The sequence below is a fragment of the Streptomyces sp. NPDC048182 genome (assembly GCF_043202555.1).
Taxonomy (GTDB): Bacteria; Actinomycetota; Actinomycetes; order Streptomycetales; family Streptomycetaceae; genus Streptomyces.
On sequence record NZ_JBIDAQ010000006.1, the window covers coordinates 94,245 to 106,925 of the forward strand.

Here is a 12,681-nt window from a genome sequence, read left to right on the forward strand (position 1 = left end):
TGGGAATGAGTGACGGATTCTGCTTCTGGTACGCCGATCGGCTGGAGCGCGAAGGGGTCGAGCGGTTTCTGCGCAGCCTCGCAACGGACGGCGTTCACCTTGCGCACCCCGCGTCCCGCATTGTCACCGTCCTCACGGACGGACCGGAGTCCTGGGGGGAACAGGTCGCGGTCGAGCGGGCCGAACTCGTTCGGCTGCTGACGCTGAACAGCGGGAGCGAAGTGACCTTCCAGCTCTGGCTGGACGAGCACACGGACATGGTCACCAGGTTCCGTCCATCGGCCGACGGGGAGCTTGTGGTGGAGTTCGGTCTGGACGGCATGCGTTTTGAAGAGCAGGAGACGGCGGTCCGGGCGATCACCCACGTCGTGCACATGGACCTGGTCGCCACCCGGGGCGTGGTCGTCGATCGCCGGGGGGTGACCGAAGACACGGACTGGGACGGCGTGATGCGAGGTGCGCCCGTCGAGATCGCCGTCTGGCCCGACGTGCTGGCGGTGCGGCCGGAAGTGGCCGCCGGGCATCCGCGGCTACGGTCGCGACAAGGCGTCCGTCAGACGCCTCTGGTGTTCTTCGAGCACCGGCCGAGCAGCTGACCGGCCCGGTCAGTCGACCGCATCCGCCCCGCCCTCCGCCGCCCGGATCGCGTCCCGGTACGCGCGGGCCGCCGCCCGCAGGGCCGCCTCCGGGTCGACGCCGGCCGCGTCGGCCTCGGCGGCGAGGGTCAGGAGGGTGTGGCCGATGCCGTCGCCGGTGGGGAGGGGGACCGGGAGGGCGGCGGTGCGGGCGCGGGAGGAGAGCTTCGCGGCGAGGGCGAGGGCGGGCTGGCCGAGGGGGACGCCGTCGGTGACCGAGGTGCGCTGTTTCTCGGCGGCCTTGGTGCGCAGCCAGTGCGCCCTGACCTCCTCGGGGGTGTCGGCACTCTCCTCGCCGAAGACGTGCGGGTGGCGGTGGACGAGTTTCGCGACCAGGCCGGCCGCCACGTCGTCGATGTCGAAGGGGGCCTCGGGGTCCTCCTCCGCGACGCGGGCGTGGAAGACGACCTGGAGGAGCACGTCGCCCAGTTCCTCGCGCAGCTCCGCGCGGTCGCCGGCCTCGATCGCCTCGACCAGTTCGTACGCCTCCTCGATGGCGTACTTGGCGAGGCTCTCGTGGGTGCGCCGGGAGGACCAGGGGCACTCGCGGCGGATGCGGTCCATGACCTGCACGAGGTCGAGCAGCCGGGCGCCGGGCAGGTCGTAGGAGGCGGGAAGCAACTCAAGCTCGGGCATGTCGACGCGGCCGGAGCCGGCCAGGCGGGCCAGGCCGTCGGTGAGGGCCGGTTCGCCCTCGCCGGCCGCCACGACCACCAGCGTGCGGCCGCCCGCGCCCGCGCAGAAGGCGACCAGCTCCTCGGCGGTGGGGGCCGCCTCCGCCACCGGGACGCCCGCCTCGCGGAGGTAGGGCAGCTGCGGGTGCGCGGCGTCGGCGCACAGCACGCGGTCGGCGGCGCGCAGCGCCTGCCAGGCGGGCCAGGACAGCAGGCCGGGGGCGACGCGGTGGCTGGTGGTGAGCAGGACGACGCGGCCCGCGGTGGTGGCGTTCACCCTCCGAACGTAACCCACCGCGCCGACACCCCGGCTACGCCGCCGAGACCTCCTTCACCCACGGCACCTTGGCGTCCACCCGCCCGCTCTTCTGCACGTCCCACCTGCCGTAGCGAGGGTTGAGGTCGATGTGCAGCTTGCCGGAGGCGTCGGACAGGGCCTTCCAGAACTCCGGCCGGCTGGTGTCGGTGCCGAGGGACTGGGCGAGCTTCTGCGCCTCGATCTGCAGGCGCAGGTTCTCCTCCACGCGCCCGGGGGCGACGCCGTACTGCTGGAGCCAGACGTTCTCCAGCTCCTTCGCGCCGCCGGCCTGCTGCTCCAAGCCGGCGCGGGTCTGCTGGACCTCCTTGCGGGTGACGCGGACGCCCGCGTCGGAGGCGGCGCGGTGCAGCACCCGGTCCAGGACCATGCCGTGCAGGGTGTCCCGGGTGAGGGTGCCGGTGCGGGCGACGACCTGCTGGTACTGCTCGGTGCCCGGCACCGCCGCCCGCTGGGCCGCGCGCACCTCGCCCACCCGGCTCTCCAGCTGGGCGACGGTGATCCGCTGGTCGCCGACGACGGCCGCGGCGCCGGGGTGCGCGTCGCTGCCGCAGGCGGTGAGCAGGGGTGCCGCCGCGATCGCGGCGGCGAGGAGGAGCGCGGGGCGACGGCGGCGGTGCAAGGGGACCTCCCGAGGAGCTTGTGCGGCGGTGCACAAAGTCTTGCGATGATCGATGGTAGGCAGTGGCCGCGCTCCGGCCAAGCCATTCGACCAACGATTCACCTCGACCAACGATCCATCGCTCAGCCGGTGATGGCCACCGGCGCGTCCCACTGGTTCCGGTCCACGGTGATCGCGTAGCCGCCGCGCTCCACGCAGGCCCCTGGTGAAGGCCCGTAGTAGCGGTCGGTGCGCCACGCCTTCATCGCGGCGGTGGAGGGCGCGGTGCAGGTGTCGAAGGCGCGGGGCGAGGCGTCAGCCCCGCACCTGTCCCAGCCACTCCAGCGTGCGCCGGATGTCGGCGGCCAGCGGGTGCCCGGGGCCCCGGGTGCGCTCCACGTCGTGCAGCAGCCGGGCCAGCGTCTCGTGGGCGGCGGCGCGGTCGCCGAGGGCGAGCAGCAGGTGGCCGATGCGGCGGCGGACGTCGTGGGCGAGGTCGGGGTCGCCGGCCACGTACTGGTTCTCGTAGTACGGCAGCAGCGCGCGGTACTCGGCGAGCGCCGCCGCCGGGTCGCCGAGCTGCTCCAGGCACTGGGCGGCGTCGTAGCGGTGGCGCAGGGAGCGCGGGTCGGCCTGGCCGGCCTCGGCGGCGCGTTCGTCGGCGAGGCGGCGCAACTCGGGCAGGGCGCGCCGGTACTGGCCGTCGTCCATGAGGGTGGCCGCGTACTGGCGGCGCAGGGTCCGGACCACCGGGGAGTGCTCGCCGTGCTGTTCGGCGGCGGCCGGGAGGATCGCGCCGAGGATGTCGACGGCCTGGGTGATGCGGCCCTCGCCGAGCAGCCGCTTCACCTCGTCCACCGCGCGGGCCACGTCCGGCTTCGCGGCCTCCGCGACGGCCGGCACGGGGGCCGGCTGCGGCGCGGGGGTGCGGGCGCGGTCGGGCCAGGGGGCGTGCGGGCGCACGAAGGGGCGGGTGGGGTCGAGCGGGCCGCCGGTGGGCACGCCGTGCGCGGGCAGCAGCGGCGCCAGGTCCTCGTAGACCTCCTGGGCGGAGGCCGGGCGGTGCTGCGGGTCCTTGGCGAGCAGCCGCAGCACCAGGGCCTCCAGCGGCTCGGGGACCTCGGGTCGGATCCGGCGCACCGGGAGCGCCGGCTCGTACAGGTGCCGGTGGAGCACGCCGAGGGCGGTGGAGCCGGTGAACGGCACGTCGCCGCTGAGCAGTTCGTGCAGCAGCACGCCGAGCGCGTACAGGTCGGTGTACGGGCCGACCGCGCCGCCCATGGCCTGCTCGGGGGCCATGTAGGCGGGCGAGCCGATGGGGGTGCCGGTGTGGGTGAGGCGGGTGGTGTCGGCGTCCATGACGGAGGCGACGCCGAGGTCGAGGACGGTGACCGTGCCGTCCTGCTTCACCATCACGTTGCGCGGCTTCAGGTCCCGGTGGACGATCGGCACCGCGTGCACGGCGCTCAGCACGGCGCACAGCTGCGCGGCGACCGCGACCGCCCACCGCCAGGGATAGGGGTCGTGCTCGGCGAGGTGGTCGGCGAGGTCGGCGCCGTCGACGTACTGCATGACGAGGAACAGCTCCTCGCCCTCGCTGCCCGCGTCGTGCACGGTGACCAGGCCGGGGTGGTCGACCTGCGCGGTCACCCGGCACTCGCGCACGAAGCGGCGGCGCAGCTCGTCGGCCTCCTGCCCGGCCACCTTGTCGGGGCGCAGCAGCTTCACCGCCACGCGCCGGTCGAGCCGCTGGTCGTAGGCGGTCCAGACCTGGCCCATGCCGCCCTGCCCGATGAGCGTGGACAGGGCGTAGCGGCCGGCGACGACGCGCCCGGTCACCGCGCTCACCTGCCGCCCTCGTGCCGGCGCAGGTAGTCGCTCAGCTCGTCCAGCTCGGCGCGCACCTCGTCGATGCGGGCGGGCCCGGCGCCGGCCGGGTGGGGCGGCGGGGTGGGCGCCGAGTGCTGCGGCATCGGGGGCGGGGTGGGTGCTGCCGACCGCGGCATCGGGGGCGGGGTCGGGTACGTCGGCTGCGGCACGGCGACGGCCGGGTACGGGTACGCGGACGGGGGCTGCGGGTAGCCGTAGGCCGGCCCGGCGGGCGCCGGGGCGTAGCCGGCGTAGCGGAGCTGGTGGAAGTGGCGTACGTCCGCGGCGAGGTAGTAGGCCATCCCCACCACCAGGGTGAGCAGGAGCAGCGAGAGACCGGTCCAGCCGGCGGGGGTGTGGATCTCGTCGCCCGGCTCGGTGGCCATCAGCACCATGCTGAGCGCGTCCAGCGCCAGGGCGGCCGTGAACAGCCCCCAGTCCACGGACTTGCGGGTGACCAGCGCGAGGCGCAGCAGCATGGCCCAGGCCAGGAAGCCGATGCTGAGGAGGCCCAGGGCCACGAACACCACGCGCAGGAAGACCAGCCACCCGGTGGGGGGCGGCTGCTTCACCGGCTGCGGATGGCCCTGGCCGTGCATGGCTGCTCCTGGATGCCTGGTACGGACGGAAGTTCGGGTGAGTCGGTACGAGCGTATAGGCCGACAAGGACACCGGTCGCGGGGTTGTACCGAACCGTTGTCGTCCTGATCACTTCCCGCCCGGCTCGGGCGTCAGGGTGCCGTCGGTCAGCCCGTCGTACATCCCGCGCGCGAGCTGCTCGCCGAGCCGGGCGGCGAGCCGGAGCGCCGACTCGAACTCGTCCAGGGCGCGGAATCGGGCGCCGTAGCGGCGCTGGTCGGCCGGGGCGAGCCGGGGCAGTTGCAGGCGGCGCACGTCGAGGCGGGTGGCGGTGGACGCGTAGCTGCTGGCCTGGCGGTTGTTGGCGGTGCCGCGCAGGAACCCGGCGAGGAACCAGGGGTCGAGCGCGGCCGGGTCGGGGCGCAGCAGCACCAGGTTGCGCCCGAGGGCCGCCCCGGCGGTGGCCTCGTCCACCACGCGCGCGACGGAGCCGCCGCCGAGGACGGGCACGACGACGTCGCCGGCCTCGGTCAGCACGGGTTCCTCGTCGCCCTCCGGCAGGGTGCCCGAGGGGGCGGTGCCGGCGAGGACGTCGTGGTCGGTGAGGAGCGGTACGCGCGCGGGGCCGCCGCTGGTGCCGGTGCGCAGCACCAGGGCGCCGGCGCGGGCGAGTTCGCCGACGGTGGTGAGCGGCCAGCGGGGCGCGGGCCCCGCCGTGTCGGCCGGCGGCGGGGTCAGCTCGCCGGTGCGGCGCAGGGCGGTGCCGAGGCGGTCGCGTACGTCGGTGAGGCGGCCGGCGCCGTCGGCGGCCGGGGCGGGCGGGAGGTGCCGGGCCGGGGCCAGGTCCACGTCGTCGTCGAGGAGCGCGATGACCGGCAGGGAGCGGGCCAGCCCCGGCCGCTCCTCGGCCAGCCGCCCCTCGCCGTCGAAGGCCCGCCAGGCGTCCAGCAGGCTCTCGCGCACCGCCCGCCAGTCCGGGCCGCCGCGCCCCTCGCCGGCGAACCGCGCCACGTCGGCGAGGAGCACCTCGGGCTGCGCGGGCGGCGGTCCGGGGCGGCGCAGCACCCACAGGTGCAGCGGGATGTTGTACGGCGGTGCCGCGCCGAGCGGCAGCGCGAGCACGGCGCGCAGCGCGCCCCGGCGCAGCAGGTCGGCGCGGACCCGGCGCCCGGAGCGGCGGGAGGCGGCGGCGGGCGGCATCAGCAGCACGGCGGTGCCGCCGTCGCGCAGCCGGGCCAGCGCGTGCTGCACCCAGGCCAGTTCGGACTCGGTGCGGGCCGGGAAGCCGTACTCCCAGCGGGGGTCGTAGGCGAGTTCGTCGTGCCCCCAGTTGCGCTCGTTGAACGGCGGGTGGCACAGGACGGCGTCGGCGCGCAGGTCGGGGAAGGCGTCCGCGCGCAGGGTGTCGGCGGTGGCGGCGCGCACGCCGGCGCGGGAGTGCAGGGCGAGGCGGAGCGCGGTGAGGGCGGCGAGGTCGGCGGCGTCGTCCTGGGCGTACAGCTCCCGCGCACCGCTGCCGGCGGCGGCGCGCAGCAGGGCGCCTGTGCCGCAGGCGGGGTCGAGGACGGTGCGGGGCGGTGCGGGCGCGGGGTCGGCCGGGCAGGCCAGGTCGGCCATCAGGGCGGCGAGTTCGGCGGGGGTGAGGGTGTACTGGCGCGGGTTGGCGTCCAGGTGCCGGCCGAGCAGGAACTCGAAGGTCTGCCGGGCGCCGTGCTCGGCGGCCAGCTCGGCGACGCCGCGGAGGTAGGGGGCGGAGGCGAGGGCGGCGGGCGGGGTGAGGGGGGCGTTCACCGGGGCGTGGCCTGGGGCGGGGCCGGGGGCGGGGCCGGGGGCGGGGGCGGGGCCGGGGGCCGGGGTGTTCACAGCAGCGGGGGCCTGCGCGGTGGGCGCCCCGAACCTCGGTGTCAGCACCTCCTCCAGCGCCGCTGGCAGCAGCGCGGCGAGCCGGTCGTCGGGGCCGGAACTCACCTCCAGCCAGCGCGTGGGCCGGTCGTGGATCAGCAGCAGCACGCGTCCCGCGTGGGTGAGCGCGGCGACCGCGCCCTCGGGGTGGCCGACCAGTTGCTGCCACACGCGCTCGCGCAACGGGACCTCGGCGAGCTTGCCGTGCCGGCGCAGCCAGCCCTCCACCTCGCCGAGCGCGAAGGACGGGCTGGTCTCGGTGCCGCCGACCGGCCGGGGGAAGTCCGGGTGCCGGCGGCGCCAGTTGCTCACGGCGGCCCGGCCCACGCCGGCCAGCCGGGCGATGCCGGCGGCGGTCACCTCGGTGGCGCGGTCCGTCTCGTTGTGCTGCATCCGCCGGCTCCCTCGTTCACGATGTGGCGCCGAGCATACCGAGGCGCGAAGAAGCGAGCGCTTCACGGACGTGTACTCCTCTCCTCCCGTGTACACGGTTGACTCGGTTCACAAGCTCTGTTCTTATTGACCTCGCCAACGAGCGGACGCCGAGCAGCGGTGGCCGCCACAGGGGGAGGGACACCGTCATGGGCATGAAGGGCAAGGTCGCACTCGGCGCCGTCGTGGGGATCGTCGTCATCGGAGCCGTCTCGGTGGCGGCCGGCGGCGACGGGGACGGTGGCGGCTCGGAGGGCAAGGGCTCCTCGGCCTCCCAGCGGCAGTCGGGCGGTGCCGAGGACACCGCGAAGGAGACGGGGAAGAAGGCCGAGAAGAAGGCCGCCTTCGCCGGCGACGGCGACTACCAGGTCGGCTCCGACATCAAGCCCGGCACCTACCGCACCACCGGCAACACCGACGACATGTGCTACTGGGAGCGCGCCAAGGACGCCTCGGGCGACGCGGACTCCCTGCTGGCCAACGACAACGTCACCGGCACCTCGTACGTCACCGTCAAGGCCACCGACAAGCTCTTCAAGTCCAGCGGCTGCAAGGACTGGGAGGCCGTCGACCCGAAGGCCGCGGGCACCCCCGCCACGCAGATGAGCGGCAAGGGCGGCATGTTCAAGGTCGGTGTCGACGTCGCGCCCGGCACGTACAAGTCCACCGGCAACACCGACGACATGTGCTACTGGGAGCGGGCGAAGGACGCCGAGCACTCCCTGGAGTCGATCGCCGCGAACAACAATGTGACCGGCACCGCGGTGGTGACGATCGGCGCGAAGGACGCGTACTTCAAGACCACCGGCTGCCAGGACTGGAAGAAGACGGGTTGACACAACACACCGCGCTGACCACTGCGTGCCTCCTCGGCGTCCGCCGCCCGCTCACCACGGCCTTGCCGGGCGGTCAGCCCCCGCACTGGTCCAGCATTGTCTCCTTGTCCGCCTTCGTCACCGGCAGGTCGTACTTGGCGGAGACCTGGGCGACGCGGACCGCGTAGGAGCAGCGGACGGCCTTGTTGGGCGGGAGCCAGCTCGCCGGGCCCGAGTCGGACTTGGCGCCGTTGGTGGGGCCGTCGACCGGGATGAGGTTGAGGGGGTCGTTGGCGATGTCCTGGCGCTTGCCCTTGGCCCAGTGGGCGGCGCCCATCTGCCAGTCGTAGGAGAGGGGCATGACGTGGTCGATCTGGATCTCCGTGGCGTTGGACTTGGTCCAGACGATGGTCTTGCCGGTGTAGGGGTCGCGCAGGGTGAGGGAGACGATGACGCAGTCGGAGCCGCCGCGGTAGCGGATCTTCTCGCCGTCGCGCTTGAGGAGGTCGTTGCGTGAGTCGCAGCCGTTGTGCGCGTAGGGGACGTCGCCGGGGGCGTTGTCCATCCAGGCGTAGCCGAACTCGTCGCGGTCGTAGCCGGTCTTCGGGCCGCGGCCCTTGGTGGTGACCTTCTGGATCAGGGTGCGGGCCTTCGCCTTGTCCGCGTCCGAGGTGATCGCGGCCAGGCCGGGCTTGGTGCCGTCCGGGTTGTCCAGCGGGCTGACCGCGCGGCCGTCGTCGCCGCCGGGGGCGGCCGGGCCCGCGGGGCCCGTGGGGGCGCCCTCGGGCAGGTCGACGTCCTTGCAGCCGGTCACCAGCAGGGTGGCGCCGAGCAGCGCCGCCGAGCCGGTCAGTGCCGTACGCCGTGTCCTGCGCATCACGCGCGTCCCTCCCCTGTCCACCCGGTGGTCCTCCCCGGACCTGTCCTTCCGGATGCCCCGCCCGCCGGGGGCGCATGCCGGGGGGCTTCCGTCGCCGACGGCCTCGCGCGACATACCCGGCGAACCGGGCGTATGGTCGGTGGTGAGTCACGTCCGTAAGGAGTTCTGCATGGGCATCTTCGACAGGTTCAAGAGCAACCAGGCGGCCAAGGACAAGGCGAAGCAGGCCTCCGACACCGCTGAGAAGCAGGTCAACGAGAGGACCGGCGGCAAGTACGAGAACCAGGTCGACTCCGCGCAGCAGAAGGCCGAGGACAGGTTCGGCATGGGCGGCGACCAGGACCGGTAGCCGGCCGGCACCACAGACCCGAGACGGAGCCGCCCGAGGGCGGCTCCGTCTTCGTCTCGCGGGCGCGCTACGAGCCCAGGATCGTGGTCAGGAACTCGCCGGTCCACGCCAGCAGTTCGCGGCCGACCAGCGGCTTGCCCCCGACCTTCGCGGTCTTCGGGCGGGGTACGAGGATCTGGTGGCCGGTCGGCTTGATGAGGCTGCCGGGGTAGAGGCGCTTCAGGCGCAGCTCCTGCGACTCCCGCAGCTCCACCGGCGCGAAGCGGACGTTGTTGCCCTGGAGCACGATCTCGCCGACCTCGCAGGCCCGCGCCAGCATCCGCAGGCCCGCCACCAGCAGCAGGTTCTCCACCGGCTCGGGCAGCTTGCCGTAGCGGTCGGTGAGTTCCTCGCGTACGGCCTTGACGTCCTCCTCGCTGTTGGCCGAGGCGATCGCGCGGTACGCCTGGAGGCGCAGCCGCTCGCCGGGGGCGTAGTCGTGCGGGACGTGCGCGTCGACCGGCAGCTCGATCTTGACCTCCAGGGGCGGCTCCTCCTCCACCCCGCCCTCCAGGGAGGCCCGGTAGTCGGCGACGGCCTCGCCGACCATGCGGACGTACAGGTCGAAGCCGACGCCCGCGATGTGCCCGGACTGCTCGCCGCCGAGCAGGTTGCCCGCGCCGCGGATCTCCAGGTCCTTCATCGCCACGTACATGCCCGCGCCCATCTCGGTGTGCTGGGCGATGGTGGCGAGCCGTTCGTGCGCGGTCTCGGTGAGCGGCTTCTCCGGCGGGTACAGGAAGTACGCGTAGCCGCGCTCCCGGCCGCGGCCCACCCGGCCGCGCAGCTGGTGCAGCTGGCTGAGGCCGAAGTTGTCGCCGCGCTCCACGATCAGGGTGTTGGCGTTGGAGATGTCGATGCCGGACTCCACGATCGTGGTCGACACCAGCACGTCGAACTTCTTCTCCCAGAAGTCGACCACCACCTGCTCCAGGGCCTGCTCGGACATCTGGCCGTGCGCGGTCGCGATGCGCGCCTCGGGGACGATCTCGCGGAGGCGGGCCGCGGCGCGGTCGATGGACTCGACGCGGTTGTGGATGTAGAAGACCTGGCCCTCGCGCAGCAGCTCGCGGCGGATGGCGGCGCCGATCTGCTTCTGCTCGAAGGGGCCGACGAAGGTCAGCACCGGGTGCCGCTCCTCCGGCGGGGTGGTGATGGTCGACATCTCGCGGATGCCGGTGACCGCCATCTCCAGGGTGCGCGGGATGGGCGTGGCCGACATGGTCAGCACGTCCACATTGGCGCGCAGCTTCTTCAGCTGCTCCTTGTGCTCGACGCCGAAGCGCTGCTCCTCGTCGACGATGACCAGGCCGAGATCCTTGAACTTGGTCTCGGAGGCGAAGAGGCGGTGGGTGCCGATGACCAGGTCGACGGAGCCCTCGCGCAGGCCCTCCAGGACTGCCTTCGCCTCGGCGTCGGTCTGGAAGCGGGAGAGCGCCCGCACGTTGACCGGGAACTGCGCGTACCGCTCGCTGAAGGTGCCGAAGTGCTGTTGCACCAGCAGGGTCGTCGGCACCAGGACCGCGACCTGCTTGCCGTCCTGGACGGCCTTGAAGGCGGCCCGGACCGCGATCTCGGTCTTGCCATAGCCGACGTCGCCGCAGATCAGGCGGTCCATCGGGACCGTCTTCTCCATGTCCTCCTTGACCTCGGCGATGGTGGTCAGCTGGTCCGGCGTCTCCGCGTACGGGAAGGCGTCCTCCAGCTCGCGCTGCCAGGGGGTGTCACCGCCGAAGGCGTGGCCGGGGGCGGCCATGCGGGCGCTGTACAGCTTGATCAGGTCGGCGGCGATCTCCTTGACCGCCTTCTTGGCGCGGGCCTTGGTCTTGGTCCAGTCGGCGCCGCCCAGGCGGTGCAGGGTGGGGGCCTCGCCGCCGACGTACTTGGTGATCTGCTCCAGCTGGTCGGTCGGGATGTACAGCCGGTCGCCGGGCTGGCCGCGCTTGGCGGGCGCGTACTCCACCACCAGGTACTCGCGGGTGGCGCCCTGCACGGTGCGCTGGACCATCTCGATGTAGCGGCCCACGCCGTGCTGCTCGTGCACGATGTAGTCGCCCGCCTCCAGGGTGAGCGGGTCGATGGTCTTGCGGCGCCGGGTCGGCATCCGCCCCAGGTCCTTGCTGGCGGTGCGCTGCCCGGTCAGGTCGGTCTCGGTGAGCACGGCCAGCTTGAGCGCCGGGTCCACGAAGCCCTGGTCGACGCAGCCGCAGGAGACGTGGACGAGTGCCGGGTCGATCGCGGTCAGGTCGATGTCGAGGCGGGCGGCGATGTTCTCGCCGCCGAGCACCTCCACCGTGCGGGCGGCCGGGCCGTGGCCCTCGGTGACGTACACCGTGCGCCAGCCGTCGGAGAGCCAGCCCTTGGTGTCGGCCAGCGCGCGGGCGGTGTCGCCGCGGTAGGTGTCGGGGGCGTGCATGCCGAGCTTGAGGGTGTCGGCCTCCTCCAGCGCGTCGTCGGCGGCGAAGGGGGACACCGACCACCACATCATGCCCAGCTCGCGGGCCCGGTCCCGGACGTCCGCGAGGGACCACAGGGAGGCCGCGCCGACGTCGATCGGCGCCTCCCCGCCGCCCGCCGTGGCCGCCCAGGACGCCTGGAGGAACTCCTGCGAGGTCGCCACCAGGTCGGCGGCGCGGGTACGGATCCGCTCGGGGTCGCAGACCAGGGCCATCGCGCCGGCCGGCAGCACGTCGAGCAGCAGCTCCATGTCGTCCACCAGGACCGGGGCGAGGGACTCCATGCCCTCCACCGCGATGCCCTCGGCGATCTTGCCGAGCAGCTCGCCCAGCTCCGGGTGCTGCTCCGCCAGCGCTGCGGCGCGCTCGCGCACCTGGTCGGTGAGGAGCAGCTCGCGGCAGGGCGGGGCCCACAGGCCGTGCTCGGCGACTTCGAGGGAGCGCTGGTCGGCGACCTTGAAGTAGCGGATCTCCTCGACGTCGTCGCCCCAGAACTCCACCCGCAGGGGGTGCTCCTCGGTGGGCGGGAACACATCGAGGATGCCGCCGCGCACGGCGAACTCGCCGCGCTTCTCGACCAGCTCCACGCGCGCGTACGCCGCCGCCGCGAGCGCCGCGACGATCTCCTCCAGGTCGGCGCTCTGCCCGCTCCGCAGCGCCACGGGCTCCAGGTCGCCCAGGCCCTTGACCTGTGGCTGGAGCACGGAGCGCACGGGGGCGACGACAACGGAGACCGGGCCGGTCTCGGGGTCGTCGGGGCGCGGGTGGGCGAGGCGGCGCAGCACGGCGAGGCGGCGGCCGACGGTGTCGCTGCGCGGGCTGAGCCGCTCGTGCGGCAGGGTCTCCCAGGACGGGTACTCCACCACGCCCTCGGGCGGCAGCAGCGAGCGCAGGGCGGCGGCCAGGTCCTCCGCCTCGCGGCCCGTCGCCGTCACCGCGAGGACCGGCCGGCCGGCCTCGCGGGCCAGCGCGGCGACCGCGAAGGGGCGGGCGGCGGGGGGTCCGACGAGGTCGACGTGCGTGCGGTTGCCGTCGGTGGCCGCCGTGATCGCTTCCGCGAGGGCGGCGTCCTTCACGACGGCGTCGAGCAGACCGTGCAGGCTCATGGAGGGGGTGCTTTCCGTCCTGGGGGTG

11 protein-coding genes are annotated in these 12,681 nt (G+C 73.9%); 3 read left to right on the top strand and 8 right to left on the bottom strand.

The genetic code is table 11. The features are described 5' to 3' along the window. The first annotated feature begins 5 nt into the window (after window positions 1–5). Window positions 6–596, top strand: coding sequence for a hypothetical protein (locus ACGFZL_RS13795; RefSeq protein ID WP_393691375.1), 591 nt, complete (start codon window positions 6–8; stop codon window positions 594–596). Between the two features lie 9 nt (window positions 597–605). Here ACGFZL_RS13795 and ACGFZL_RS13800 read toward each other — a convergent pair whose 3' ends face one another. The 6 genes from ACGFZL_RS13800 to ACGFZL_RS13825 form a co-directional block, all read right to left on the bottom strand. Next, window positions 606–1,586, bottom strand: coding sequence for a nucleoside triphosphate pyrophosphohydrolase (locus ACGFZL_RS13800; RefSeq protein ID WP_393691377.1), 981 nt, complete (start codon window positions 1,584–1,586; stop codon window positions 606–608). 34 nt (window positions 1,587–1,620) lie between these two features. Next, window positions 1,621–2,247 carry a SurA N-terminal domain-containing protein gene (locus ACGFZL_RS13805; RefSeq protein WP_393691379.1) on the bottom strand — a complete coding sequence of 209 codons (627 nt, stop codon included), beginning with the start codon at window positions 2,245–2,247 and terminating at the stop codon, window positions 1,621–1,623. Window positions 2,248–2,369: 122 nt separating this feature from the next. Further along, entirely contained in the window at window positions 2,370–2,492 is a 123-nt protein-coding gene (locus ACGFZL_RS13810; RefSeq protein ID WP_393691381.1) for a hypothetical protein, read from the bottom strand. Between the two features lie 49 nt (window positions 2,493–2,541). Further along, window positions 2,542–4,032, bottom strand: coding sequence for a serine/threonine protein kinase PkaE (pkaE, locus tag ACGFZL_RS13815; RefSeq protein ID WP_393691877.1), 1,491 nt, complete (start codon window positions 4,030–4,032; stop codon window positions 2,542–2,544). Between the two features lie 38 nt (window positions 4,033–4,070). Next, a complete protein-coding gene (locus ACGFZL_RS13820; protein ID WP_393691383.1) occupies window positions 4,071–4,694 on the bottom strand; it encodes a hypothetical protein in 624 nt (207 codons plus the stop codon). A gap of 109 nt (window positions 4,695–4,803) precedes the next feature. Continuing rightward, window positions 4,804–6,969 (bottom strand): N-6 DNA methylase, encoded by a 2,166-nt coding sequence (locus ACGFZL_RS13825; RefSeq protein WP_393691385.1) that lies wholly within the window; start codon window positions 6,967–6,969, stop codon window positions 4,804–4,806. 188 nt (window positions 6,970–7,157) lie between these two features. Here ACGFZL_RS13825 and ACGFZL_RS13830 point away from each other — a divergent pair, with 188 nt between their 5' ends. Further along, entirely contained in the window at window positions 7,158–7,844 is a 687-nt protein-coding gene (locus ACGFZL_RS13830) for a hypothetical protein (protein WP_393691387.1), read from the top strand. Between the two features lie 73 nt (window positions 7,845–7,917). Here the strand turns inward: ACGFZL_RS13830 and ACGFZL_RS13835 are convergent, their stop codons facing one another. Continuing rightward, window positions 7,918–8,700 carry an HNH endonuclease family protein gene (locus ACGFZL_RS13835; RefSeq protein ID WP_393691389.1) on the bottom strand — a complete coding sequence of 261 codons (783 nt, stop codon included), beginning with the start codon at window positions 8,698–8,700 and terminating at the stop codon, window positions 7,918–7,920. A 172-nt stretch (window positions 8,701–8,872) separates the two neighbouring features. Between ACGFZL_RS13835 and ACGFZL_RS13840 the strand changes: the two genes are divergently transcribed. Beyond that, window positions 8,873–9,052 (top strand): antitoxin, encoded by a 180-nt coding sequence (locus ACGFZL_RS13840; protein WP_355174265.1) that lies wholly within the window; start codon window positions 8,873–8,875, stop codon window positions 9,050–9,052. A 67-nt stretch (window positions 9,053–9,119) separates the two neighbouring features. Here the strand turns inward: ACGFZL_RS13840 and mfd are convergent, their stop codons facing one another. Next, window positions 9,120–12,653: a transcription-repair coupling factor gene (gene mfd / locus ACGFZL_RS13845; protein WP_393691391.1), complete on the bottom strand. Its 3,534-nt coding sequence runs from the start codon at window positions 12,651–12,653 to the stop codon at window positions 9,120–9,122. Between the last annotated feature and the right edge of the window lie 28 nt (window positions 12,654–12,681).

What these genes read in the sequence shown, in the direction of transcription:
- ACGFZL_RS13795 (WP_393691375.1), top strand. Translation starts at nt 6, where the DNA reads ATGAGTGACGGATTCTGCTTCTGGTACGCCGATCGGCTGGAGCGCGAA.
- ACGFZL_RS13810 (WP_393691381.1), bottom strand. Translation starts at nt 2,492, where the DNA reads ATGAAGGCGTGGCGCACCGACCGCTACTACGGGCCTTCACCAGGGGCC.
- ACGFZL_RS13820 (WP_393691383.1), bottom strand. Translation starts at nt 4,694, where the DNA reads ATGCACGGCCAGGGCCATCCGCAGCCGGTGAAGCAGCCGCCCCCCACC.
- ACGFZL_RS13825 (WP_393691385.1), bottom strand. Translation starts at nt 6,969, where the DNA reads ATGCAGCACAACGAGACGGACCGCGCCACCGAGGTGACCGCCGCCGGC.
- ACGFZL_RS13830 (WP_393691387.1), top strand. Translation starts at nt 7,158, where the DNA reads ATGGGCATGAAGGGCAAGGTCGCACTCGGCGCCGTCGTGGGGATCGTC.
- ACGFZL_RS13835 (WP_393691389.1), bottom strand. Translation starts at nt 8,700, where the DNA reads ATGCGCAGGACACGGCGTACGGCACTGACCGGCTCGGCGGCGCTGCTC.
- ACGFZL_RS13840 (WP_355174265.1), top strand. Translation starts at nt 8,873, where the DNA reads ATGGGCATCTTCGACAGGTTCAAGAGCAACCAGGCGGCCAAGGACAAG.
- mfd (WP_393691391.1), bottom strand. Translation starts at nt 12,653, where the DNA reads ATGAGCCTGCACGGTCTGCTCGACGCCGTCGTGAAGGACGCCGCCCTC.